The organism is Kitasatospora sp. NPDC088351 (assembly GCF_040685575.1).
Lineage (GTDB): Bacteria > Actinomycetota > Actinomycetes > Streptomycetales > Streptomycetaceae > Kitasatospora.
The window spans coordinates 58,164-83,549 of sequence record NZ_JBFBIL010000017.1; the positions used below are offsets into that span (position 1 = coordinate 58,164).

Sequence of the window (25,386 nt, forward strand, 5' to 3'; positions counted from 1 at the left end):
CAAATGGTCGGGATTCCTCCCATCGAGCCCTACACGTTGCCGACCGCGGGCGACCTGCCCGCCAACACCGCCCAGTGGACCCCAGATCCCGATCGTGCCGTGCTGCTCGTCCATGACATGCAGCGCTTCTTCCTGGCACCCTTCCCGGGCAGCGTCCGCGACCCCCTGGTGAGACACGCGGCGGCGCTGCGCGAGCGCGCCGCCGAACTCGGCGTCCCCGTGGCGTACACCGCCCAGCCGGGCAGCATGACCCCCGAGGAGCGCGGCCTGCTGGCCGACTTCTGGGGTCCCGGCATGCGGGGCGACCTCGCGGACCGTGCCGTCGTCGACGACCTGGCGCCCCGGGACGGCGACTGGCAGCTGACCAAGTGGCGCTACAGCGCCTTCCACCGGTCGGACCTCCTGGAGCGCATGCGGGCGGCCGGCCGCGACCAGCTGATCCTCTGCGGCGTCTACGCCCACGTCGGCGTGCTGATGACGGCGGTCGAGGCCTTCACCCAGGACATCCAGGCGTTCCTCGTCGCGGACGCCGTCGCCGACTTCAACGAGGACTTCCACCGGATGGCGCTCGACTACGCGGCCGGGCGCTGCGCGATGGTGGTCACGGCCAAGGAGGTCTTCGCATGACCGCGGCGACCGGTGACCTGCTCGACCGCGTCCTGAACGGTCGGGCCGGGGCCTTCGCCCTGCTGTACCGGCCGGAGGCGGCCGGCCCCGGCGTCCTCGACGTGCTGACCGGCGACGTCACGACCCCCGCGACGCTCGCCGGGATCCCGCTGCCGGACGCCGCCCGGACGGCCGGGGCGCACCACGAGGTCCTCGCGGTCGTGCCGTACCGGCAGATCACCGAGCGCGGCTTCGTGGCGACCGACGACGGCGCGCCCCTGGTCGCGCTGAGCGTCACCGGACAGGAGCGGATCCCGCTGGCGGAGGCACTGCGCCGGATCCCGCAGGTGCCGACCGAACTGGCCGACGCCCACTTCGACGTGGACGACGAGGCCTACCAGGACATCGTCCGCAGGGTCGTCGACGACGTGATCGGCGCCGGCGAGGGGGCCAACTTCGTCGTCAAGCGGTCCTTCGTCGCCACCATCACCGACTACCGGCCGGCCAGCGCCCTGGCGTTCTTCTCCCGGCTCGTCCAGCGCGAGGTCGGCGCGTACTGGACGTTCCTGATCCACACCGGGGAGCGCACGCTCGTGGGCGCCTCGCCCGAACGGCATGTCAGCCTCGACGCCGGCACCGCCGTGATGAACCCGATCAGCGGCACCTACCGCTACCCGTCGACCGGCCCGACGCTGCCGGACGTCCTCGACTTCCTCGCCGACCGCAAGGAGACCGAGGAGCTGTACATGGTCGTCGACGAGGAACTCAAGATGATGGCCCGGATCTGCGAGGAGGGCGGCCGGGTCAACGGGCCGTACCTCAAGGAGATGGCCCACCTCGCGCACACCGAGTACTTCATCGAGGGCCGCACCGCGCACGACGTGCGCGACATCCTGCGCGAGACCATGTTCGCCCCCACGGTGACCGGCTCCCCGCTGGAGAGCGCCTGCCGGGTGATCGACACGTACGAGCCCGGCGGGCGCGGCTACTACAGCGGCGTCGCGGCGCTGGTGGGGCGCGACGAGCACGGCCGCCGGGCGATGGACTCGGCGATCCTCATCCGCACCGCGGACATCGACGCGTCCGGCCGGGTCGAGATCGGCGTCGGCGCCACGCTGGTGCGCCACTCCGACCCCGCCCGCGAGGCCGCGGAGGGCCGGGCCAAGGCGTCCGCGCTGGTGAGCGCGCTGGAGTCCGGCCGGGCCGGCGGCTTCGCCGACCACCCCGAGGTCCGCGCCGCCCTGGAGCGGCGCAACGACCCGATCGCCGGGTTCTGGATGCGCGGGGCCGGGGACGGGCTGCCGGCACACACCGGGCCGGCCGGCCGCCGGGTTCTGGTCGTCGACGCCGAGGACACCTTCACCTTCATGATCGCCGGCCTGCTGCGCGCCCAGGGTCTGGAGGTCACGGTCCGCCGGTTCGACGAGGAATACGCCTTCGAGGAGTACGACCTCGTCGTGATGGGCCCGGGGCCGGGCGACCCGGGTGACACGGCCCACCCCCGGATCGGCCATCTGCACGCCGCGGTGCGCACCCTGCTCGCCGAGCGACGGCCCTTCGTCGCGGTCTGCCTGAGCCACCAGGTGCTCAGTCTCGCGCTCGGCTTCGAGATATCCCGGCTGCCCGCCCCCAACCAGGGGCTGCAGAAGGAGATCGACTACTTCGGGGCCGTCGAACGGGTGGGCTTCTACAACACCTTCGCCGCGGTGAGCGACGACGACAAGCGCGAGGTGGAGGGCGTCGGCGTGATCGAGGTCAGCCGGGACCGGGGGACGGGGGAGGTGTTCGGGCTGCGCGGTCCGCACTTCATGACCATGCAGTTCCACGCCGAGTCCGTGCTCACCCAGAACGGCCCTCGCATCCTGGCCGGCGCCTTCCGGAACGTTTTCGGCACATGACGAAGGAACAGCGGGAGATCTCCATGCACAGTTACGTGGTTGTCGACGCCTTCTCGACCGAGGTGCTCAAGGGCAATCCGGTCGCCGTCTACTTCGGGGCGGACGACCTGACGGAAAGTCGGATGCAGTCGATCGCCAGGGAGATGAACCTCTCCGAGACCACCTTCGTGCTCGCGCCCGAGCAGGGTGGCGACGCGCGCATCCGGATCTTCACCCCGGTCAACGAACTGCCCTTCGCCGGGCACCCGTTGCTCGGCACCGCCATCGCGATCGGCAACCGGGGGCCGCTGGACCAGCTCAAGCTGGAGACGGCCAGGGCGATCGTCCCCTTCGAGCTGGTCCGCACGAACGGCGTGGTCACCGGCGCCTGGATGCAGCAGCCCATCCCGGAGTGGGAGCCCTTCGACCGGCGCGAGGAACTGCTGGCCGCCCTCGGCGTGCAGGACCCCGCGCTGCCGGTGGAGATCTACCGCAACGGGCCGCGTCACGTGCTGGTCGGCCTGAGCAGCGTGGCGGAACTCTCCGCCCTGCACCCCGACCACCGGGCGCTGGGCGCGTTCGAGGACATGGCGGCCAACTGTTTCGCCGGTTCCGGTACGCAGTGGCGCAGCCGGATGTTCTCGCCCGCGTACGGGGTCGTCGAGGACGCGGCCACCGGCTCCGCGGCCGGTCCCATCGCGATCCACCTGGCGCGGCACGGCTTGGTCGAGTACGGGCGGCGCATCGTCATCACGCAGGGCGTCGAGATGGGCCGGCCCTCGCCCATGCACGCGCTCGCCGAGGGCAGCGGCGAGCGGGTCGCCCGGGTCGAGGTCGGCGGCGAGGGTGTCATCGCGCTCGAAGGCGTGCTGCACCTGTGACGCGCCCGAAGGCGAGCGGTCCATCCCCCCGGTAGTCCAGACACCCCGGAGAGACGTATGAGCAGCACCAGGTCGGAGAGCATGACCGGGACCGTCGAGGTCCGCTTCCCCGAGTACGCGCAGCCGCCGGCCGAGCCGGTGGGCCTGCTGCGCGGCTGGCTCGCCGATGCGGTGGGCAACGGGGTCCGCGAGCCGCTGGCCCTGGCGCTGGCCACCGCGGACGCGGCCGGCCGGGCGTCGACCCGGATCGTGGTGATCAACAAGGTGACCGACCGCGGGTTCGTGTTCATCACCCACGCGGGCAGCCGCAAGGGCCGGGACCTGGCGGTCAACCCGTGGGCGTCGGGTGTCCTGTACTGGCGGGAGACCAGTCAGCAGATCATGGTCGACGGGCCGGTCGTGCGGCTGTCCGACGCGGAGGCGGACGCCCTGTGGCGCGCCCGCCCGGTGTTCACCCACGCCATGTCGACCGCCTCCCGGCAGAGCGAACCGGTGAGCGGCCCCGACGAGGTCGAGGCGCTGCGCAAGCGGGCCCTGGAACTGGCGGAGAGCGGCACGCCGCTGCCCCGCCCGGAGGGCTTCGCCGGTTACGAACTGCGCTTCGACAGCGTGGAGTTCTGGGCCAACGGGTCCGACCGGCTGCACGAGCGGCTGCGCTACGACCGGGACGGCGAGGGGTGGCGGGCCGGCCGTCTCCAGCCCTGACCCGGCACCCGGCCCGACACCTGACCCGGCCCGCAGCACCAGCGGTACCCGCAGCAGCCGCGGAATCCGCAGCACCCGCCCGACCCGCCGAACCCGCCGAACCCGTCGAAGTGGAACGCGAGTACACCATGCAGTCAGCCGCCCCCCTCCTGCACTCCGGCTTCCGGGCCTCCGCCCGGCGCGTCCCGGAGCACCCCGCGCTGCTCCTGCGCGGACGGACCTGGACCTACCGGGAACTCGACGGCATCGCCCGCCAGTGGGCCGCGGCGATCACGCGGTCGGCGGCGCGGCCGCGGCGCGTGGCCATCCTCGGCCACCGCAGCATCGTCACGTACGCCGGCTTCCTGGCCGCCCTGTACGCCGGGGCGACCGTGGTCCCGCTGAACAAGAAGTACCCCGTCGCCCGCAACCGCGACATCCTGGAGCGCGCCGAGGCCGATGTCGTGCTGGCCGACGCGGGCTCCCTCGCCGGGCTCGGCCCGCTCCTCGACGGCCTGGCCGGCGCCCCCGCGGTGGTGCTGCCGGAGAGCGACGAGGTGCCCGGGAACGTCCCCGCGGCGGTCCGGGTCCTCACCCGCGCCGACGTGGCGGCCTGCGTCCCGTCGGGCGGGCCCGTGGCGGTCGCCCCCGAGGACGGCGCGTACCTGCTCTTCACGTCCGGCACCACGGGCCGTCCCAAGGGCGTGCCGGTCTCGCACGCCAACGTGGCCGCGTTCCTGCACGCCAACACCGAGCGGTACGGCTTCACCGAGCAGGACCGGTTCACCAACACCTTCGACCAGACCTTCGACCTGTCGGTCTTCGACCTGTTCATGGCCTGGGGGAGCGGCGGCTGCCTGGTCCCCATGGACACCTTCGACCTGATGACGCCGCTGGACTTCGTCCGCACCCACGGCATCACCGTCTGGTTCTCGGTCCCCTCGGTCGCGGTGCTCCAGCACCGTCGCGGCGCGCTGGTGCCGGACAGCCTGCCGTCGCTGCGCTGGAGCCTGTTCTGCGGCGAGGCGCTGCCCGCCGCGACGGCGCAGGTCTGGGGGGAGGCGGCGTCCGGGTCCGTCGTGGAGAACCTGTACGGGCCGACCGAGGCGACCATCGCGTGCCTGGTGCACCGCTGGGACCCGCGGACCTCGCCGGCCGGGGTGGTCAACGGCGTCGTCCCGATCGGCTCCCCCTACCCGGGCACGGCCGCCGCGGTGTTCGCCGAGGACGGCAGCCCGGTGCCCGACGGCGGGACCGGTGAACTCTGCCTCTCCGGGGACCAGGTCTTCGAGGGCTACCTGAACGCGCCCGAGCAGACCGCGGGCGCCTTCCACCTCGCCCCGCCGGCGGACGGCGGTCCCGGCCGCCGCTGGTACCGCACCGGCGACCTCGTCCGCCGCGCGGAGAACGGCGAGTTCGGCTACGTCGGCCGGCTGGACACCCAGGTCAAGATCCTCGGCCACCGCATCGAGACGGGCGAGGTCGAGGCGCACCTGCTCCGGCAGGAGAACGTCGAGCAGGCCGTCGTCCTCGCGGTGCCGGGCGAGGAGGAGGGCGTGACGGTGCTCACCGGGATCCTGGTGGGCAAGGACCTCGACGTCTACGACGTGGACGAGGAACTGCGCCGGACCCTGCCCCCGTACATGATCCCGCTCTTCTACCACCTGCTGGACGGCTTCCCGCTGAACGACAACGGGAAGGTCGACCGCAAGGCGCTGCGCCACCGGGTCGTCTCCGGGGAACTGGAGCCGATCCTCCCGTGAGCGGGTGTCCGACGCCCTCCAGGAACGCGTCCGAACAGGAAGGAACGCCGTAGATGAACGACCCTGCCGCGGTCGCCGCGCTGCGCGACCGCGTACGCGGTGAGGTGCTGCTGCCGGGCGACGACGGATTCGCCGCCCGGTGCGCGGGATTCCAGACCGCCTACCGGCACCGCCCGTCCGTGCTGGTCCGCGCCGCCGACCCCGGGGACGTGGCGGCGGCCGTGGCGTACGCCGGTGCGCGGGAACTGCCGGTGGCGGTCCAGGCGACCGGGCACGGCCTCTCGGTCCCCACCGACGGCGGCGTGCTGATCAGCACCGCGAAGCTGTCGCAGGTCACGATCGACGCCCCGGCCCGCACGGCGCGGATCGGGGCGGGCACCCGCTTCGCCGCCGTCGTCGACGCGGCGGCCCGCTACGGCCTGGCCCCGCTCAACGGCTCCGCCCCCGGGGTCGGCGTGGTCGGGTACGTGCTGGGCGGCGGACTCGGGCTGCTGTCCCGGGAGTTCGGCTACGCGGCCGACCGGGTGCGGTCGATCGACCTGGTCACCGCCGACGCCCGTTCCCGGCGGGTCACCGCGGACAGCGACCCCGAGCTGTTCTGGGCGCTGCGCGGGGCCGGCGCCAACTTCGGCGTGGTCACCGGCATGGAGATCGACCTGGTCCCGGTCAGCCGGCTGTACGGCGGGGAGCTGGTCTTCGACCTCGCCCGCACCCCGGACCTGCTCGCCGGCTACCTCCGCTGGACGCAGACGCTCCCGGAGGAGCTGACCTCCTCGGTGTCGCTGCTCGACTGCCCCGATCTGCCGTTCTTCCCCGCGGCGGTGCGCGGCCGGTTCGTGGCCCACGTGCGCATCGCGTACACCGGGGACTCCCGGACCGGCGAGCGGCTGGTCGCCCCGCTGCGCGCGCTCGGCCCCCGGCTGGCGGACACCGTCGCGGAAATGCCGTACACCGAGTGCGGCACGATCTACAACGACCCGCCGCAACCGCACGCCTACCGGGGCGACAACGTCCTGCTGCGCGCCTTCGGTCCGCAACAGGCCGCCGAGGTGACGGAGTTGGTCGGGCCGGGGGCCGCCGTGCCGTGCGTGCTCGACGTCCGTCACCTGGGCGGGGCGCTCGGCCGGCCGGCCGAGGTGCCCAACGCGGTGGGGCACCGTTCGGCCCGCTACCTGCTGCGCGTGCTGACGCCCCTGATGGGCGCCGGGCCGGAGGAGGCGCGCGGCGCCACCGACAAGGTGCTGGGGGCGCTCGCCGCCGAGTCCGTCGGCGGCCGGTTCCAGAGCCTGGTGTACGGCGGGTGCGCGGACGGCGCTCCGGCCGTGCCGGCGACGGACTTCTGGGAGCCGGCCGACCACCGCCGGCTGGCCGCGCTGAAGGCCTGGACCGATCCGGCCAACCTGTTCCGTTTCAACCGCAACATCGAGCCCGCGGGCTGAACGGCGCGACGGCCGGAACGGCACACCGCGGTGTTGTGCGGCGCCCCGGAATTCCGGGGCGCCGCTCCGTCGTGTCCTATTCCGCGGGAACGGCGGGAACGAGCCCGTCCAGGGCGGGGCCGAGCCCGGCCAGCGAATCCAGGGAATGCACTCCTTCGACGGTTGCCTCCACGTCGAACCAGGCCCGGAAATCCACCGGGTGGCCGATGAGTTCGGCGGGGCTGCGGGGAAGTTCCGCGCTGCGCGCGGCCTCCTCCGACTCCCACAGCAGAAGGGCGCCCCAGCGGCCCGTCGACGGATCCGACAGCCAGATCTTCAGGAGCAGGCCGGGAATGTCCGTCCAGTGTTCCGACTCCGCGCGGATGAAATCGCGGAGCGTGCCGGCGTTCTGCCGGGAATCGGTGACGTCCCACCACGCAATCATCGCCTTCATTGCGTCAGTCTAGGCTCGGCGGCCGTCGCCGGGGAACGGACTGCCCGTCAAATTCGTGGACGGACAGTCGAATTGAGTAGTGACTACTCAGGCGGCGGCGGCCGGCCGGTGATCGAATGGGGGACGTTCGTCAAGTCGGCGGGGCCCGATGCGGGAGGCCGGCCGGCTCTGTGATGCCGCCTGTTGACATGGGAGGACGAGTGGCACCAACCGATCTGTCGATCCTGGACCTGCCGTACGACGCGGATCCGGACCCCGACGCACTCGTGCGGGCGGCGATGGAGTGGCACTTCGGCCCGGAGACCGGCTCGCCGTTCTGGCTGAAGCGGGCCGGGACCCTCGACTTCGACCCCCGGTCGGACGTCAAGTCCCACGCCGACCTGGCGCTCTTCCCCAACGTCGCGAACGAGCTGAGGGACGTGCCCGCGGCCGACCTGGTGCCGCGCGGCTACGGCGGGAACCCCGACGTCGTCGGCGTCTTCGAGAGCGGGGGCACCACCGGCGCGCCCAAGCGGGTGGTCTGCCCGGCCGACTGGCTGGAGAAGCTGGTCGCCTGGAGCAACGCCAACCTCGACGTGCACGGCTTCCCGCGCGGCGTCGACTGGCTGGGGATCACCCCGTCCGGTCCGCACGTCGTCGGGGAGATCTTCCGGCGCTCGGCCCGCACCCACGGCCGGTACGCCTTCCAGGTCGACCTCGACCCCCGGTGGGTCAAGCGCCTGATCGCGGAGGGCCGGGGCGGCCAGGCGGACGCCTACGCGGGACACGTCATCGACCAGGCCGCGCACGTCCTGCGCACCCAGGACATCGGGGTGATGACGGTGACCCCGCCCCTGCTGGAGCGCATCGCCCAGCGCGAGGAACTCGTCGAGCTGATCAACCGGAAGGTGAAGGCCATCCGCTGGGGCGGCACCCAGATGGACCCCGACACGGAGGCCCTGTACCGGACCGAGATCTTCCCCGAAGCCACCCTCTACGGGCACTACGGCAGCACGATGATCCTCGGCATCGCCGGTCAGCGCCACGGCACGCCGCTGGGCGAACCGTGCGTCTTCGACACCTTCTCGCCGTACATCACCTTCGAGGTGGTGGACCCCGCCACCCGGCGGCCGGTGGCGTACGGGGAGCGCGGCCAGGTCGTGATGCACCACGTCAGCAAGGCCCTGCTGCTGCCCAACAACCTCGAACGCGACACCGCGATCAGGGTGGCGGCGCCCGAGGGCCGGATCGGCGACTCGGCGGCCGGCATCGCCCCGGTCGCCCGCTTCGACGACGAGGTCGTCATCGAGGGGGTCTACTGATGACCGCCGGGCCGCAGCAGCCGGCGGACCGGGACGGACCGGACGGGCCCGCGATCCCCGTGCTGGACGCGCTGGGCCCGGCCGGCCCGTACCGCGCCCACAACCGCCAGGAGATCACCGATGTGACCGGCGCGGTCATGGCCGAACTGAGCCTGGTGCCCGCGCTCTACGTCAACCGGACGATGAAGGCCCTGCACGCCGCGACCCCGCTGCCCGCCGCCGAGCGGGCGAGTGCGCTGGCCCGCGCCGCCGAACTGTTCCGCACGGCGACCCTGGGCGGGCTGACGGTGCGGGAGTACGAGGCCGCCGTCAGCCGGGTCTCCGGCCTGCCGGTCAACGTCGTCCGGACCGCGACCGCGACCTGCGCCGACCGGGTCGCGAGCTCCTACCGCAGCGTCCAGTCGGCCAGACCCACCGGGGCGGTGCCCGACTGGCGCGACCCGCTGGTCCGCACCTCGCAGGCGGTGTGGACCCGGCGCGGCGAGGTCCTCGCCGTGCACGTCCCCGGCAACCACCCCGGCACGCACGGGTTCTGGCCGGAGGCGCTGGCGCTCGGCTACCGGGTCGCGGTCCGCCCCGCCGCCCGCGAGCCGTTCACCGCGCACCGCCTGGTCCTCGCCCTGCGCGAGGCCGGGTTCGGCGCCGACAGCGTCGTCCTGCTGCCCTGCGGCCACGAGGAGGCCGACGCCGTCGTGCGGGGCGCCGACCTCGCCTACGGCGGGGACGAGGTCATCCGGCAGTACGCCGACGAGCCCGGGGTGCTCTCCCTGCAGCCGGGCCGCTCGAAGATCCTGCTGACCGCGGACACGGACTGGCGCGACCACCTCGACATGATCGTCGACTCGGCGACCCGGCACGCCGGCAGCGGCTGCGTCAACGTCACCGCCGTCCTGGTCGAGGGCGACCCGGCCCCGCTCGCGGGCGCGATCGCCGAGCGGCTGGCCGCCCTGCCCAGCCTCCCGCCGCACGACGAGAAGGCCGTCCTGCCCGTGCAGAACCTCAAGTCGGCGCGGACGCTGGAGAAGTTCGTGCTGGACCGGGCGCGGGGCACCCGGGCCTGGCTCGGCGGCACCGGGTTCGTCGACGACCTCGGGGACGGCAGCGCCGTGCTGCGCCCGGCCGTGCACCAGGTCGACTCCGCCTCCGCCTCCCAGCTCGGCGCCGAGGTGCCCTTTCCCTGCGTGTGGGTCGGTCCGTGGAGCCGTGCGGACGACATCGAGCCGCTGCGCGACACGCTGGTCCTCACCGTCGTCACCGGGGACGAGGAGCTGGTGCAGGCCCTGATCGACGAACCGACGATCAGCAACGTGCACGTCGGGAGCCACGCCACGCACTGGCACCGGCCCGGTCTGCCGCACGACGGCTACCTGGGCGAGTTCCTGATGCGGAGCAAGACCGTGGTCCGGGTCTGAGCGGGGCCGCCGGCGGCCGGTAACGGCAGGCAGTACCGGCGGGCGGCACCGCCCCACGAACACCGGCAGCACAACCCGGCCCCGGAATTGCCTTCCGGAAACCGGACCGGGTTGTGCTGCTGTTTCATGCCCATTGCCATAAACGACAGTTCTGCCCGGCCGGGAAGGTAGTTATTGGACACCTTCCGGGGGGACGGCAGATGATTTTGCGGAGCCGCCGAACCGGCGACCCGAAGGGGGAGGAGTGGAGTGCACGCATCCCGAGCGAATCCACCGGAAATGGATTTCACGGCCGTCGTCGCCGAGATCTGGTGCGAGGTCCTGCAGGTCCCCGAGGTGGGCCACGACGAGAGCTTCTTCGATCTCGGTGGACACTCCCTGCTGCTCCAGATGGTTCGTGAGCAGGTCGTCCGGCGCACCGGCCAGGACATCGAACTCGTCGAGTTCTTCACGCACCCGACCGTGCGGTCCCTCGCCCGCCGCCTGAAGGAGGGCGGGGCCGCCGCACCCGCCGAGGGCCGCCGCCGCCCGGCCGGCCGGCTGAACCGCCTGGGAAACCGGCGGGCCCAGCTGGGCGGACAGGCACCCGACCCCGACGGAGAATTCGGTGAGTGACATCGGAACCCCGGAAGACACCAGCGGATTCATCGCCGTGATCGGAATGGCCGGCCGCTTTCCCGGCGCCGCCGACACCGACGAATTCTGGGCCAATCTCGTGGCCGGCCGGGACACCGTCACCCGCGACGCCCCCCAGGTCGTTCCGGGCGGCGCGCCCGACGGCGGCGACCTCACCTACGTGCCGTCCCGCGGCCGGCTGGACGGCGCCGAGTGGTTCGACGCCGACTACTTCGGCTACTCCGCCAGGGAGGCGTTCCTCCTCGACCCGCAGCACCGGGTCTTCCTGGAGTGCGCGGTCGCGGCCCTGGAGGACGCCGGCGCGGACCCCGACCGCTTCCCCGGCACCGTCGGCGTCTACGGCGGCTGCACCGAGACCCGCTACGCGGAGGCGCTCGCCGCCCAGAGCGACCGGCTCGGCGGAGTCACCGAGGACGACATCGTCCTCGGCACCGCCCCGGACTTCCTGGTCGCCCGCACCGCCGAGCGCCTCGGCCTGCGGGGCCCGGCCGTCGCCGTGCAATCGGCCTGCGCCACCGCCCTGGTGGCCGTCCACACGGCCGGACGCGGCCTGCTCGCCGGCGACTGCGACCTGGCCCTGGCGGGCGGCGTCGCCGTGCACGTGCCCCCGAAGAAGATCACCTGGACCGGACCGGACGGTACCCTGGCGCCCGACGGCGTCTGCCGCGCCTTCGACGCGAAGGGCGAGGGCACCGTCGCCGGCAACGCCGTCGGCGTGGTCGTCCTCAAGCGCCTGGCCGACGCGCTGGCCGACGGCGACCACATCCGCGCGGTCGTCCGCGGCTCGGCCGTGACCAACGACGGCGCCGGGCGGATCGGTTTCACCGCGCCCACCGTCGCGGGCCAGGCCGCCGCCGTCCGGGAGGCACTGCTCACCGCGGGCACCGACGCCCGCACCGTCACCTACGTCGAGGCCCACGGCACCGCCACCCCGATCGGCGATCCGATCGAGGTGACCGCCCTCACCCGGGCGTTCCGGGCCGACACCGACGAGCGGGGCTTCTGCGCCATCGGCTCGGTGAAGACCAACATCGGGCACGCCGACGCGGCGGCCGGCGCCGCGGGCCTCATCAAGACGGTCCTGGCGCTCGGCCACCGGCAGATCCCGCCGAGCCTGCACTTCACCGAACCCAACCCGCAGATCGACTTCGAGAGCGGCCCGTTCCGGGTCGCCACCGAACTCGGCACCTGGGCGCCGGGCGACCTCCCCCGGCGCGCCGGGGTCAGCTCCTTCGCGGTCGGCGGCGTCAACGCCCACCTGGTGCTGGAGGAGGCGCCCGAGCGGCCGGTCCGCGCGTCCGAGCGGCGAGCCCACCTGCTGGTGCACTCCGCCCGCACCGCCCCGGCGCTGGGCGTCCGGCTGGCCCGGTTCGACGCGCACCTGGCCGGCCCCGCGGCGCCCGCGCCCGCCGACGCCGCCTGGACCCTCCAGACCGGCCGGCGCGAGCACGGGCACCGGGCGTTCACCGTCCTCGGCGACGGCCGGGAGCGGACGACGGTCCACTCGACCGGAGCGCCGCGGCAACGGCCCGTGGTGTTCCTCTTCCCCGGGCGGATCGGACCGGCGGAGGCCTGGCGGCTGCACCTCACCGAACCGGCCTTCCGGGAGGCGTTCGACAGCGTCCTGGACGGCGTCGACGAGCAGCTCGTCCGCGCGGTGCGGGAGACCGCCCGCGGCCTGGCCCTGCCGCGCGACCCGGTGGTGCGCGACACCTACGTGTTCGCCCTCGAGTACGCCCTGGCCGCGCTCTGGCAGCGCTGGGGCATCCGGCCGGGCGCGGTCCTCGGCACCGGCACCGGTTCGCTGGTCGCGGCCGTCGTCGCGGGTGTCCTCCCGGTGGCCGGCGCGGTGCGGCTGATCGCCGAACCGGCCCGCTCCGGCGGGACCGAGGAGGACCTGCGCGCGCTGCTCGACGCGCTGGACCCGCGGCCGCAGCGGATCCCCGTCGTCCTCGGCGACGGCAGCTGGAACGACCCCGGGACACCGGTCACGGCCGGCCGCTGGGCGGCGGAACTGCGCACCGCCGCCGACCCGGACGCCGCGCTGGACACGCTCCTCGCCGACCCCGAGCGCGTTCTCCTCCAGGTGGGCGCGGGTTCGAGCCTGGTCGAGACCGCCCGCCGCAAGCCCCGGTGCACCCCCGGGCACCTCCTGCTCGCCGGGCTGGCCGGCCCCGACGACGGCGGTGACGCGCTGGCGGTCCTCTACGACGCGCTGGGCCGGCTGTGGCTGTCCGGCGCCCGGGTCTCCTGGGCGGGCGTGCACGAGGGCGAGCGGCGGGCCAAGGTCCCGCTGCCCGGCTACCCCTTCGAGCGGCTTCCGTACCTGGTGCGCCACCCGGACGAGGAGTCCCGGACGGCCGGCGGGAACGGCGCCGTCGCCACCGCCAGCGTCACCGGCACCGGCACCGGCACCGGCGTCGCGGAGACCCGGACGGCGGACGAGGAGCCCGCCGTCACGAGCACCGCCCCCGCCGACGGCAGCCGGCCGGAGTCCGCCGACGACACCCCCCTCGGCGTGGTGCTGCGGCTGTTCGGCGACGCCCTCGGACTGCCCGACCTGGAACCGGACGAGAGCTTCTTCGAACTCGGCGGCGACTCCCTCATCGCCGTCAAACTCCTCGCCCGGCTCAAGGAGATCTACCCGGTCGAGATCAGGATGAGCGCCCTGTTCGCGTCCGCGACGGCGGCCGACCTGGCCGCACTGATCGAGCAGCAACTGGCCGCCCCGCACCAGGACACCGAGGAGGAGTCGGCATGACCGGCACCGGAACCGCGACCGGCGGCGGCCCCGCACCCGAGGCCACCACCCCGGCCGACCTGCAGGCCCGCTGGCTCTCCGGCCGCAGGCCCAGGACGGAGACCACGCTCGACCTGTACTGCTTCGCCCACGCGGGCGGCTCGGCGGGGGAGTTCGTCCGCTGGGGCGGCGCCCTGCCCGGCATCCGGGTCTGGGCGGTCAAGCTGCCCGGCCGCGCCCCCCGGCAGGACGAGGCCCCGTACACGCGGATCGGCGACCTGGTCCGCGACCTCGTCGAGCAGGCCGACTTCGGCCGACGGGACTTCGCCTTCTTCGGGCACAGCCTGGGCGCGCTGATCGCCTTCGAGACCACCCGGGCCCTGCGCCGGGCCGGACGGCGCCTGCCCCGCGCCCTGCTGCTGTCCTCCATGCAGCCGCCGCCCCTCCCGGAACGCCGGAACATCCGGGACCTGCCGGACGACGAACTGCTCGCCGCGATCGAGGAACGCTGGGGCGCGCTGCCGATGGTCGTCCACGAGGAATCCGACCTCAAGCGGCTCGCGCTGCGCTACCTGCGCGCGGACGCCGAACTCGCCGACTCCCACGAGTACGTCGCCGAGGAGCCGCTGGACATCCCGATCACGGCCTTCGTCGGCGACCAGGAGGACCCCGGCCAGCTCGCCTGGGCCCCGCACACCCGGAACGCCTTCGCCGCGCACGTCCTGCCCGGCGGTCACTTCTACTTCCGCGACCCGCAGTCGCAGGCCGAACTGCTGCGCATCGTCAACGACGCGCTGACCACGGAGAATTAGGGGACAGCCATGCACTACACCACCTTCGGCCGCGCCACCGGCCTGCGGGTCTCCGAGTACGCGCTCGGCACGGCGAACTTCGGCACCCTGTGGGGCGGCGGCGCCAGCCGCGAGGAGGCCCGCAAGATCTTCGACCGCTTCGCGGAGGCCGGCGGCACCTTCCTCGACTCGGCCGACAACTACCAGATCGGCGAGTCCGAGAAGCTGCTCGGCGAGTTCCTCGGCGCCGACCGCGACCACTTCGTGGTCAGCACCAAGTTCACCCTGGGCGCCGGCCGGCCCCGGATCTCCAACACCGGCAACAGCGCCAAGAACATCCGCAGTTCGGTCGAGGCCAGTCTCCGGCGCCTCGGCACCGACTACATCGACGTGTACTGGGCCCACCTGCCCGACTCGGTCACCCCGGTCGAGGAGATCCTGGGCGCCCTCGACGGCCTCGTCCGGTCCGGCAAGATCCTCTACGCGGGCTTCTCCAACTTCCCGGCCTGGCGGATCTCCCGCGCCGTCACCCTCGCCGAACTGCGCGGACTGCCCCGCCTGGTGGGCATCCAGCTGGAGTACAGCCTCGCCGAGCGCGGCGCCGAGCGTGAACTGCTCCCGATGGCCGAGGCCCTGGGCCTGGGCGCCACCCTGTGGGCACCGCTCGGCGGCGGCCTGCTCACCGGCAAGTACCGGCAGAGCCGGAGCGGCCGGCTGACCGACTGGGACGGCCAGGCCATCCGGGTCGAGGACTCCGAGCAGCGCACCGCCGTCCTGGACGCCGTGCTCGCCGTCGCGGAGGAGACCGGCGCCCCCGCCGGGCAGGTCGCCATGGCCTGGCTGCGCGCCCGGTCGGCCCGGTCGGCCACCGCGATGGTGCCCGTCATCGGCCCGCGCACCGCCGAGCAGCTGGAGGACTACCTCGCCGCGCTCGAACTCACCCTCGAAGACGCCCAGTTCGAGCGTCTGGAGCAGGCCGGCGGGTTCCGGCCCGGCCAGCCCTACGAGCTGATCGCCAACCACCAGGACGCCGCGCTGGGCCGCGAGGGCGACCGCTTCGTCCGCCCGACCGTTCCCGTGGCCTGACCGGGCCGCACGAGCACGCACTCTCAACCGGAAAGGGAACGGCGGACCCCATGACAGACCTCGCACCGGGCGACCACGACGTCGACCCCGACGCCCACATCGCCGTCGTCGGCCTGGCGGCGCGCATCGGGCAGGCCGACGGCCTCGACGCCTTCCGCGGGTGCCGGTCCGCCGGCCCGGCGGACCCGACCGCCGGACCGCTGGCCGACCCCTACGCGTTCGACCACCGATTCTTCGGCATCTCACCGCGCGAGTCGGCGATCCTCGACCCGCAGCAGCGCCTCCTGCTGGAGTGCGCCCAGCACGCCCTGGAGGACGCCGCGCACGACCCGGCCAGGGACGAGGCGGTCGTCGGCATCTACGCGGGCGGCGCCACCACCACCCACGCGGCGCGGCTGCGCGGCCGGCCCGCCGGGGCGCCCCCGATCGACGACCGGCAGATCCGGGCCGCCACCGGGGCCGACTTCCTCGCCTCGCGGGTCGCCTACAAGCTGGGGCTGACCGGCCCCGCCGTCTCCGTGCAGGCGGCCGGGGCGACCGCCCCGGTCGCCGTGCACACCGCCGTCCAGGCGCTGCTCGGCGGCGAGTGCGACCTCGCCCTGGCCGGGTCGGTCGGCGTGCTCGGCCCCGAGGGCGCCGAGCCGGGCGGCGGCTGCGCGGTGGCCGTGCTGAAGCCGCTCCGGGCCGCGCTGGACGACGGCGACCGGATCTACGCGGTGGTCCGCGGCACCGCCGTCGGCACCACGGGGCCGGGCGAGTCCGCGGCGGAGGGCCGCGCCCGGATCGTCCGGGACGCCCTCGCGGTGAGCGGCGTCGCCGCGGACACCGTCGCCGAACAGGACACCGCCCCGGGGAGAGGCGTCACCGACACCGCGCCCGCCGCGGCCGCCTTCGTACGGGCCGTCCTCGCGGTGCACGACGGGCCCGGCCGGCGGGCGGACGACACCGGGCCGCGCCGCGCGTCGGCCGGCGGTTCCGGCCCCTTCGGAACGCACGCCCACGTGATCGTCGAGCAGCCGCCCGCGGCGCCGCGGACCGGACCGGCCGCCCCCGACGCGGACGGCTGGCAGCTGCTCCCGTACTCGGCGAAGTCCGCGACCGCGCTGGCCGCCGTCGCGGCGCGGCTCGGCCGCCACCTGGAACGGGCCGCGGACGGCGCGGCGCTCCAGGACGCGGCGTGGACCCTGCAGACCGGCCGGACCAGGTACGCCCACCGGGGCTTCGTGGTGGCCCGCGACCCCGCCGGGGCCGCCGCCGCGCTCGCCGGGGTCAAGGTCAAGGACAAGGACCGGCCCCGCGGGTCGGCCGCGGACGACCCGCCGCCGGTGGTCTTCACCTTCCCCGGGCACGGCGGCCAGCACGCCGGCATGGCCCGCGGGCTCTACCGCCTCGACCCGTACTTCCGGGCCGATCTGGACGCGTGCGTGGCGCACGTCCTGGACGCCTCCGGCATCGACCTCGGCGTCGTCTACGACCCGGTGGGGGAGGCCGCCGAGGAAGCCGCACGGCAGGCCGTCGCGGACGGCCGGATCGCCCAACTCGCGGTCTTCGTCCTGGAGTACGCCCTCGCCAGGGCCTTCGTCCGGTGGGGCGTGCGCCCCGCGGCGGTCGTCGGCCACAGCCTCGGCGGCTACGCCGCCGCGTGCACCGCCGGGGTGTTCTCCTTCCCCGACGCCGTCCGGATGGTCCTCAAGCGCACCGAACTGCTGCTGACCCTGGCGCCCGGCGCGATGGCGGCCGTCCGGCTGCCGGAGGCCGAACTGCTGCCGCTGCTCCCCGAGGGCGTCGGGATCGCCGTGATCAGCGGCCCCGACCAGGTGACCGTCTCGGGGCCGCGCGAGCCGGTCGAGCGGTTCGTCGAGGAGCACGCGGCCAAGGGCCTGGAGACGCGCCTGCTGAAGGTGCCGGGAGCCGGCCACTCCTCGCTGGTCGACGCGGTGCTCGACGAGTACGAGGAGTTCCTCGCCGGCATCACCTTCCACCGCCCGGCGATCCGGGTGGTCTCCGACACCACCGGGACCTGGGCCGACCCGGACGAGATCCGCACGCCCGGCTACTGGTGCCGGCACATGCGCCACGCCGTCCGCTACCACGACGTCCTGGAGACGCTGAACGCCCTGCCGGGCTGCGCCCTCGTCGAGGTCGGACCGGGCACCACGCTCACGTCGCTGGCCCGGCGCCATGCCGAACTCCGCTGGAACCACCCGATCCTGCAGGGCCTGCCGCACCCGACCGACGAGACGCCCGACCCCGAGATCCTGCTGTCGACGCTGGGCGCGCTGTGGGCCGCCGGCGTCGAGATCGACTGGCCGGGACTGCACCCGCGGCGCACCCCCCGCCGGACCTCGCTGCCGGGCTACCCGTACGAACGCTCCGCGTTCCCCGTGCCCGCGGTCTGACCGCGCACCTCCCGGCACCCCGGCGTTCCGTTCGACCGTCATCCGTTCCACGACCACAGGAGAGCAGTGTCCATGGGGAAGAGCCTCTACGAGCTGGGTGAGATGCCGCCGCTCGGCTCCGTTCCGGAGAAGATGTACGCGTCCGTGATCCGCCGGAGCCGCTTCGGCGAGCCGCTGAAGTCCTTCGCCACCGAGGTCGTCGACACCCCGAAGCCGGGGCGCGGCCAGGTCCTCGTCTGGGTGATGGCGGCGGGCATCAACTACAACAACGTCTGGGCCGGCCTCGGCTACCCGCTGGACGTCATCGGCGCCCGGCAGAAGCGCGGCGAGCCCGAGGACTTCCACATCGGCGGCTCCGAGGGCTCGGGCGTGGTCTTCGCCGTCGGCGACGGCGTGGCCGGGGTCTCCGTGGGGGACCAGGTCGTGCTCTCCGGCGGCCAGTGGGACGAGACCTCGGAGGACATCCGCCTCGGCGGGGACCCGACCTTCTCGTCCACCCTGCAGGCCTGGGGGTACGAGTCCAACTTCGGCACCTTCGCCCAGTTCGCGCTCGTCGACGACTACCAGTGCCACCCGAAGCCCGCGAACCTCACCTGGGAGGCCGCGGCCGCGTTCATCCTCACCGGCTCGACCGCCTACCGCCAGCTGTTCGGCTGGGCGCCCAACACGGTCAGGCCGGGCGACCCGGTGCTGATCTGGGGCGGTGCCGGCGGGCTCGGGTCGATGGCCATCCAGCTGGTCCGCAACGCGGGCGGGCTGCCCGTCGCGGTGGTCTCCAGCGAGGAGCGCGCCGAGTACTGCCGCGGCCTCGGCGCGGTCGGCACGGTCGACCGCCGCCAGTTCTCCCACTGGGGCCGGATGCCCGACCTGAACGACCCGGCCGCGTTCGGCGCCTGGATGGGGGAGCTGCGCCGCTTCGGCCGGGCCTACTGGGAGGCCCTCGGCGACCGCCGGGCGCCGAAGGTCGTCCTGGAGCACAGCGGCCAGGACACCATCCCCACCTCCATGTACCTGTGCGACACCGGCGGCATGGTCACCATCTGCGGTGGCACCTCCGGCTACGCCGCCGACGTCGACCTGCGGTTCCTGTGGATGCGCCAGAAGCGCCTGCAGGGCTCGCACGGCTTCAACCCGGCCCAGTGCCGGGCGGTGATCCACCTCGTCGCCTCCGGGCAGCTCGACCCCTGCCTCTCCGGGCTGTTCAGCCTGCCGGAGATCGGCGAGGCCCACCAGCTGATGCACGAGAACCGCCAGCCCCCCGGCAACATGGCGGCGCTGATCAACGCGCCGCGCGCGGGGCTCACCGACCTCGCCTGAGCGGCCCTTCGAGGATGTCCGCCTGCCACCCTTGATGAACGGACGGCAATGAGCACTGATTCCATGACAGAGCGCACTCCGCTGCCGCTGCCCGCACTGCTGGCCGGGCGGGCGGACGAGATGCCCGACACCGTCGCCTACGTGTACCTGCGCAACGGCGAGGAGGTCGGCGAGGAGGTCACCTACGGGCAACTGCACCGCGAGGTGCTGGCCAGGGCCGGCGCCCTCGCCGGGCTGGCCGGCGAGCGCCGCAGTGCCGTGCTGATGTACCCCAACGGGCTGGAGTTCATCAGGGCCTGGCTGGCCTGCACCGCGGCCGGCCTGATGGGGGCCCCGGTCCAGGTGCCGACCCGCCACCACGCGGTGCAGCGCCTGCGGACCATCGCCGACGACGCCCGCACGACGCTGGTGCTGACCACCCGTGAGGTCCGCGACCAGGTGCTCACCGACTTCGCCGGGCTGCCCGAACTGGAGGGCCTGGAGATCGTCGCCACCGACGAGCTGCCGGTGCCGGCCGCCGGGACCGCACTGCCCGTGCCGGCGCTGTCGGACGTGGCCCTGCTGCAGTACACCTCCGGCTCCACCGGAACGCCCAAGGGCGTGATGGTCACGCACGCCAACTTCTGGTTCAACGCCGGGGAGACGGACCAGCTGTGGCCGCTGGAGGACGACGGCTCCGTCGTCTCCTGGCTGCCGTTCTTCCACGACATGGGCCTGCTGCTGGGCATCGTGCTGCCGCTGTGGGCGGGCCGGCCCTCGTACCTGATGGGGCCGGAGGCCTTCATCCGCCGCCCCGGCCGCTGGCTGGAGGCGCTGTCCCGGTTCGGCGGCACGCACTCCTCGGCCCCGAACTTCGCCTACGACCTGTGCGTGCGCAGCGACAGCGTGCGCGGTTCGATCGACCTCTCGCGCTGGCGGATGGCCGCCAACGGCGCCGAGCCGGTCCGTGAGCACACGCTGCGGGACTTCGCCGGCAAGTACGCCGCCAGCGGCCTGGAGAGCGCCGCCCTCGCACCGAGCTACGGCCTCGCGGAGCACACCCTGAAGGTCAGCGGCAGCGGGCCGGGCATCGAGCCGGCGCCGCTGGTGCTGGACGCGCGGGCGCTGGGCCGGGGCAAGGTGGTCCCGGTCGCCGGCGAGCCGGAGGCCGTCACCGGGACCAGCACGATCATGAGCGTCGGCCGTACGGTCGGCGACACCCGGGTGCGGATCGTCGACCCGCACACCCTCCGCGAGGCGGCACCCGACGAGGTCGGCGAGATCTGGGTGACCGGTCCGTGCGTGGCGGCCGGCTACTTCGGGCGCGAGGAGGAGAGCGAGCGGACCTTCCGGGCGCGGATATCCGGAGCCGGGGCGGACGGGCCGTTCCTGCGCACCGGCGACATGGGGTTCGTGCACGGCGGGGACCTCTTCGTCACCGGCCGCCTGAAGGACCTGATCATCGTCAAGGGCCGCAACCACTACCCGCAGGACCTGGAGCACACCGTCGAGGGCAGCCACCCGCTGCTGCGGCCGGCCTCCGCCGCCGCGTTCCCGGTGGACGACGGCCGGGAGGAGTCCGTGGTCGTCGTGGTCGAGGGCGACAGCCGGGTGGGCCGGTACGCGAGCGCGGAGGAGGTGACCACCGCCGTGCGGGAGGCGTTGCGCCGCAACCACCGGATCGACGTCGCCGACGTGGTGCTGATCCGCCGCGGGACGCTGCCGAAGACCACCAGCGGAAAGGTGCGCCGCCGGCCCTGCCGGGAGCAGTACCTGACCGGGACCCTCAACCGGCTCGAAGCCCCGGCGGCGAAGTCTTGACCCGGATTTGACCCTTTGCTCACGGGGGTCTGACATTTCTTCACGCCGCTGTGGAGGTTCGCTGTTCCGCCGTTCGCCGGGTGTCCCAATTGCCGACTCTTCGAGGGTGGTTGACCGGTACGATCAATCCATGGAATTGCGTCAGCTGGAGTACCTCGTGGCGGTGGCCGAAGAAGCCAGCTTTACGAAAGCGGCCGCGCGCGTTTTCGTGACCCAGCCCTGTGTGAGTGCGCAGATCAGACGGCTGGAAGGGGAGTTGGGCAAGGACCTGATAGACCGGAGCGGTCGGACGGTCCAACTGACGGGTGTGGGCGCGGCGGTGCTGCCGCACGCGCGTGCGGCACTGGCCGCCGTCGACAGCGTGCGGGACGCGGTGGAGAACGTCACCGGCGTCGTGCGCGGACAGGTGGCGCTGGGCTCCGTCGCGTCCTCGCTGTCCCTGCGGCTTCCCGATCTGGTCGCGGACTTCAGCGAGAAGTACCCCGCCGTGGAGATCTCCCTGAGTGAGGGGAGCACGGAACACCTGGTCGAGGCCGTGCGGGCGGGCCGGATCGACGTCGCGATCATCGGTGTCGGCGTCGATCCGCCGGCCGGGCTGGAAACCCTGGTCATCGCCGACGAACTGCTGGTCGGGGCGGTCGGTCACGCCCACCCGCTCGCCGGGCGCGGCAGCATCACCGTGGACGAGGTGGAATCCCACACGCTGATGTGCCTGCCCGTCGGCAGCGCCGTGCGCGCGGCCTCCGACGCGACCTGGGCGGCGGCGGGCGTCAAACCCCGGGTGGCCTTCGAGGCCAGCGATCCCCGGGTGCTCGCCCAGCTCGCCTCCCGGGGCATCGGCATGGCGATCCTGCCGGAGCGGTTCGTGCTCTCCCAGCCGGAGCTGCTGCACCCGGTGCGGATCTCCAGCATGCACCTGCGGGGCGGTCTCGCCCTGGCCTGGCGGGCCGGCGGCCGGATGAGCCCGGCGGCCAAGGCCCTCGCGAAACAGGCGCGCACCCAGCTCGGCTAGCCCGCGCCGCCGGCCCTTCGCCGACCGTTCCCGATCCTCCCACCCGACCGGAAGACGCCCCGTGAACGCAATCGACCTCGCGCGACTCCAGTTCGCCGTCACGGCGACCCTGCACTTCCTGTTCGTCGCGATGACCCTCGGACTGGTCACCGTGGTCGCCCTGACGCAGACCCGGGCGGTGCGCACCACCGACCCCGTCCTGCGCGCCACCCGGATGCGGCGGGTGCGTTTCTGGGGCGGCCTCTACGTCGTCAACTACGCGCTCGGCATCGTCAGCGGGCTGGCCCAGGAGTTCCAGTTCGGCATGAACTGGTCCGGCCTGTCGCACGTCGTGGGAAACGTCGTCGGCGCCCCGCTGGCGATCGAGACGGTCGTCGCGTTCTTCCTCGAATCGACCTTCCTCGGGCTCTGGGCCTTCGGCTTCGCCCGGGTGCCGCCGCGGGCCCACCTCGCGCTGATCTGGGGCGTCGCCCTCACCGCGTACGCCTCCACGTTCTGGGTGATGGTGGTCAACGGCTTCATGCAGAACCCCGTCGGCTACGAGATGCGCGACGGCGTCGCCCGGGTCACCGACTGGGGCGCCCTGCTCACCAACGGGGCGACCTGGTACGCGGTGGTGCACATCGCCGGTGCCGTGGCCCTGATCGCCGGGCTGTTCATGGCCACCGTCAGCGCCTACCACCTGCGCCGCGACCGGGACACCGAGTTCTTCCGCCCGACGCTGCTCCAGGGCTCGTACCTCGCGGGCGGCGGCGCGCTCGTCACCGTGGTGGCGGGGTTCGTGCACCTGGGGGCGCTCAAGGACTACCAGCCGGAGAAGTACGCCGTCGTGATGGGGCAGAGCGGCGCCGAACTCGACGCGGTCCGCGCCGGGGCACAGGCCCGGTACGGCGCCGGCGACTGGATGCCGCCCGCCTGGGTGGGCGGAGCGGCCGTGCTCATGCTCCTCATCGGTGTCCTGCTGGCCTTCCTGGTCTGGATCCCGGCCACGGCCGGCCGTGGCCGGGCGGGCGGGACGCCACCGGCCCGGCGGTTCGGGCTGCGGCTCCCCGCCTTCCTGCTGCCGCTCGGCTTCCTGGCCCTGATCTGCGGCTGGCTCAGCCGGGAGGTCGGCCGGCAGCCCTGGATGGTCACCGGCGAACTGACGGTCCGGGACGCGGTCGCGGACGTCCCCGTCAGCGGGATGCTCGCCTCCCTGGTCGTCTTCACGCTCGTGCTCACCACCCTCGCCGTCGTCGACTGGGCGCTGATGGTCCGCTTCGCCAGGCTCGGACCGGACGTGGGACTGCTCGGCGACACGGACCTCTTCCCGGACGCCGAAGAGCGCGGGGCGCCGCGGGAGGACGGCCGGGGCGCACCCCCGGCGGACGTCCGCCCCTCCTACTGACCCATGCCATGAACGCACACATGTCCAGCTGATGGGGAATCAACGGTGGATGTCTTTTGGTACGCCCTGGTCGGGCTCCTCCTCGCCGGTTACCTGGCTCTGGAGAGCATCGACTTCGGCATCGGGATGCTGATGCCGTTCGCCGACACGGAAGCCGGCCGCGTCCGGATGCGGCGCGCGATCGTCCCCCGTTTCCTCGCGAACGAGGTGTGGCTGGTCGCCTTCGGCGGGCTCCTCTTCGGAGCCCTGCCCGTGGCGGAGGGCGAACTGCTGCGCGCGCTGCGGCTGCCCTTCCTCGCCGTGCTCTGCGCCTGGTTCCTGCGCGACGGCGCGCTGTGGTTCCGCCCGGCGTACGAGGGCGCCCGCTGGCGACGCACCTGGGACATCGTGCTGTCGGCCGCCAGCCTGGTCCTCGCGGCCGGCTGGGGCGCGGTGCTGGGCATGCTGGTCCGGGGACTCTCGGTCGGGCCGGACGGGCACTCGGTGGCGGCCGCGGCCGATCTGGTCCACCCCTTCACGCTGCTCTGCGCCGCCCTGGCGGTGGCCGGCTGCCTGCGCCAGGGCCTGCTCTGCGCCGCCCGCAGCCTGCCGGAGGGGAACCCGGTGCGGGTCGGGTTCGGCCGGCTGACCCGGGTGCTGACCCCGGTTCTCCTGCTGCTGCCCCTGCTCGTCGTGGTGGCCGCCGCGGTGGTCACCGACGCCCCCGTGGCGGTGGGCGTCGTCGGGGTGCTCACCGCCGCGGCCGTGTACGCCTCCGACCGGGTCCAGGCGACCGGGCGCACCGGAGCGGCGCTGCTGCTGGGCGCCGCGCCGCTGGTGGCCCTGCCCGTCCTGGTCGGCGCGGTCAACGGCACCACGGTGCTGGCCACCCACTCGGGCCAGGGCGGACTGGAGCTGTCCCGGGCGATCGCCGACTCCGGCTCCCTGACGCTGCTGGCCGCGATCGTGCTCCCGGCCCTCGTCCCGGTGACCCTCGGCCAGTTCTGGTTCTGGCGGGTTTTCACCGGGACCGGAATGCAACCGAGGTGACCTGCGGTCATAACCGCAGGCCCTGGGTGCGATAACGGAATGTTATTGGCTCCTCCCCGGCCGGTCGGTAAAATGGGGCCATGAGCAACGTGTCACACGGGCATCCGGAATCCGAGATCCGCGCGGCGATCGCGGCCGAGCGCAGGGAACTCGCCGCCGTATTCGACGAGCTGCCCGCGGAGACATGGGACGAGCCGTCGCTGTGCACCGGCTGGCGGGTCCGGGAAGTCGTCGCCCACATGTCGTTCGGATTCCGCTACTCCGTTCCCCGGATGGCCAAGGAGCTCGTCCTGGCCGGCGGCAGCCTGAACCGCATGACCGACCGCTGCGCGCGCAAGGACGCGGCCGAGTTCTCCACCGACCGGCTCGCGGCCTTCCTGCGGGACAACGCCACCCACCCGTGGAAGCCCCCGGTCGGCGGTTTCGCCGCCGCGCTCGGCCACGACGTCGTGCACGGACTCGACATCACGGTGCCCATCGGTCTCGACCGGAAGCTCCCCGAGGACCGGCTCCGCATCCTGCTGGACGCCGTCGACCCCAAGGCGTTCAAGTTCTTCGGCGCTCAGCTCGACGGCGTCCGGCTGAGCGCGGACGACCTCGACTGGAGCTTCGGCAGCGGATCGCAGGTCACCGGCGCCGCCCAGGACCTGCTGCTCCTCACCTTCGGCCGCAAGGTGCCGAAGGGCCGGCTCCGGGGTGCCGCGGCGGACCGCTTCACCCTGGGCTGAGGTCCGCCCAGCTCCGCACGGCGCGCCCGAGGGCCGCCCGGCTGTCCGCCGGGCGGCCCTCGCGC

20 protein-coding genes are annotated in these 25,386 nt (G+C 73.6%); 19 read left to right on the top strand and 1 reads right to left on the bottom strand.

The window, feature by feature from the left end:
- Positions 1 to 3 precede the first annotated feature (3 nt).
- The 6 genes from AB0P06_RS15265 to AB0P06_RS15290 all read left to right on the top strand — a co-directional run bounded on the left by AB0P06_RS15265 (position 4) and on the right by AB0P06_RS15290 (position 7,250).
- Positions 4 to 627, top strand: a complete 624-nt coding sequence (locus AB0P06_RS15265) for an isochorismatase family protein (protein WP_363607732.1) — start codon at positions 4 to 6, stop codon at positions 625 to 627.
- The gene (locus tag AB0P06_RS15270; RefSeq protein ID WP_363607733.1) at positions 624 to 2,504 is read left to right on the top strand and encodes an anthranilate synthase family protein; all 1,881 of its coding nucleotides are present in this window, start codon (positions 624 to 626) and stop codon (positions 2,502 to 2,504) included. The genes AB0P06_RS15265 and AB0P06_RS15270 overlap by 4 nt, the downstream gene beginning before the upstream one ends.
- Positions 2,501 to 3,364 (top strand): PhzF family phenazine biosynthesis isomerase, encoded by an 864-nt coding sequence (locus AB0P06_RS15275; protein ID WP_363607734.1) that lies wholly within the window; start codon positions 2,501 to 2,503, stop codon positions 3,362 to 3,364. The genes AB0P06_RS15270 and AB0P06_RS15275 overlap by 4 nt, the downstream gene beginning before the upstream one ends.
- A 57-nt stretch (positions 3,365 to 3,421) precedes the next feature.
- Entirely contained in the window at positions 3,422 to 4,069 is a 648-nt protein-coding gene (gene phzG, locus AB0P06_RS15280; protein ID WP_363607735.1) for a phenazine biosynthesis FMN-dependent oxidase PhzG, read from the top strand.
- Positions 4,070 to 4,197: 128 nt separating this feature from the next.
- Positions 4,198 to 5,811: an amino acid adenylation domain-containing protein gene (locus AB0P06_RS15285; RefSeq protein WP_363607736.1), complete on the top strand. Its 1,614-nt coding sequence runs from the start codon at positions 4,198 to 4,200 to the stop codon at positions 5,809 to 5,811.
- 53 nt (positions 5,812 to 5,864) lie between these two features.
- Positions 5,865 to 7,250 (top strand): FAD-binding protein, encoded by a 1,386-nt coding sequence (locus AB0P06_RS15290; protein ID WP_363607737.1) that lies wholly within the window; start codon positions 5,865 to 5,867, stop codon positions 7,248 to 7,250.
- A 76-nt stretch (positions 7,251 to 7,326) separates the two neighbouring features.
- Here the strand turns inward: AB0P06_RS15290 and AB0P06_RS15295 are convergent, their stop codons facing one another.
- The gene (locus AB0P06_RS15295) at positions 7,327 to 7,683 is read right to left on the bottom strand and encodes a hypothetical protein (RefSeq protein WP_363607738.1); all 357 of its coding nucleotides are present in this window, start codon (positions 7,681 to 7,683) and stop codon (positions 7,327 to 7,329) included.
- A 188-nt stretch (positions 7,684 to 7,871) separates the two neighbouring features.
- On the opposite strand from AB0P06_RS15295, the gene AB0P06_RS15300 reads away from it, so the two are divergent.
- The 13 genes from AB0P06_RS15300 to AB0P06_RS15360 all read left to right on the top strand — a co-directional run bounded on the left by AB0P06_RS15300 (position 7,872) and on the right by AB0P06_RS15360 (position 25,321).
- Positions 7,872 to 8,984, top strand: a complete 1,113-nt coding sequence (locus AB0P06_RS15300; protein ID WP_363607739.1) for a phenazine antibiotic biosynthesis protein — start codon at positions 7,872 to 7,874, stop codon at positions 8,982 to 8,984.
- Positions 8,984 to 10,396 (top strand): aldehyde dehydrogenase family protein, encoded by a 1,413-nt coding sequence (locus AB0P06_RS15305; RefSeq protein WP_363607740.1) that lies wholly within the window; start codon positions 8,984 to 8,986, stop codon positions 10,394 to 10,396. The genes AB0P06_RS15300 and AB0P06_RS15305 overlap by 1 nt, the downstream gene beginning before the upstream one ends.
- 279 nt (positions 10,397 to 10,675) lie before the next feature.
- Positions 10,676 to 11,011, top strand: coding sequence for an acyl carrier protein (locus AB0P06_RS15310; RefSeq protein ID WP_363607741.1), 336 nt, complete (start codon positions 10,676 to 10,678; stop codon positions 11,009 to 11,011).
- Positions 11,004 to 13,793: a beta-ketoacyl synthase N-terminal-like domain-containing protein gene (locus AB0P06_RS15315; RefSeq protein WP_363607742.1), complete on the top strand. Its 2,790-nt coding sequence runs from the start codon at positions 11,004 to 11,006 to the stop codon at positions 13,791 to 13,793. Before AB0P06_RS15310 ends, AB0P06_RS15315 begins: the two co-directional genes overlap by 8 nt.
- Positions 13,790 to 14,584: an alpha/beta fold hydrolase gene (locus tag AB0P06_RS15320; RefSeq protein ID WP_363607743.1), complete on the top strand. Its 795-nt coding sequence runs from the start codon at positions 13,790 to 13,792 to the stop codon at positions 14,582 to 14,584. Before AB0P06_RS15315 ends, AB0P06_RS15320 begins: the two co-directional genes overlap by 4 nt.
- Before the next feature lie 9 nt (positions 14,585 to 14,593).
- Positions 14,594 to 15,649 carry an aldo/keto reductase gene (locus tag AB0P06_RS15325; protein ID WP_363607744.1) on the top strand — a complete coding sequence of 352 codons (1,056 nt, stop codon included), beginning with the start codon at positions 14,594 to 14,596 and terminating at the stop codon, positions 15,647 to 15,649.
- 50 nt (positions 15,650 to 15,699) lie between these two features.
- Positions 15,700 to 18,048 carry a type I polyketide synthase gene (locus AB0P06_RS15330; protein WP_363607745.1) on the top strand — a complete coding sequence of 783 codons (2,349 nt, stop codon included), beginning with the start codon at positions 15,700 to 15,702 and terminating at the stop codon, positions 18,046 to 18,048.
- A 72-nt stretch (positions 18,049 to 18,120) separates the two neighbouring features.
- Positions 18,121 to 19,365 carry a crotonyl-CoA carboxylase/reductase gene (gene ccrA / locus AB0P06_RS15335; RefSeq protein WP_363607746.1) on the top strand — a complete coding sequence of 415 codons (1,245 nt, stop codon included), beginning with the start codon at positions 18,121 to 18,123 and terminating at the stop codon, positions 19,363 to 19,365.
- Between the two features lie 63 nt (positions 19,366 to 19,428).
- A complete protein-coding gene (locus AB0P06_RS15340) occupies positions 19,429 to 21,165 on the top strand; it encodes a fatty acyl-AMP ligase (protein WP_363607747.1) in 1,737 nt (578 codons plus the stop codon).
- A gap of 130 nt (positions 21,166 to 21,295) precedes the next feature.
- The gene (locus AB0P06_RS15345; protein ID WP_363607748.1) at positions 21,296 to 22,177 is read left to right on the top strand and encodes a LysR family transcriptional regulator; all 882 of its coding nucleotides are present in this window, start codon (positions 21,296 to 21,298) and stop codon (positions 22,175 to 22,177) included.
- Positions 22,178 to 22,238: 61 nt separating this feature from the next.
- Positions 22,239 to 23,564, top strand: a complete 1,326-nt coding sequence (locus AB0P06_RS15350; protein ID WP_363607749.1) for a cytochrome ubiquinol oxidase subunit I — start codon at positions 22,239 to 22,241, stop codon at positions 23,562 to 23,564.
- Between the two features lie 45 nt (positions 23,565 to 23,609).
- Positions 23,610 to 24,593, top strand: coding sequence for a cytochrome d ubiquinol oxidase subunit II (locus AB0P06_RS15355; protein ID WP_363607750.1), 984 nt, complete (start codon positions 23,610 to 23,612; stop codon positions 24,591 to 24,593).
- 80 nt (positions 24,594 to 24,673) lie between these two features.
- Positions 24,674 to 25,321 carry a maleylpyruvate isomerase family mycothiol-dependent enzyme gene (locus tag AB0P06_RS15360; RefSeq protein ID WP_363607751.1) on the top strand — a complete coding sequence of 216 codons (648 nt, stop codon included), beginning with the start codon at positions 24,674 to 24,676 and terminating at the stop codon, positions 25,319 to 25,321.
- Positions 25,322 to 25,386: the final 65 nt, after the last annotated feature.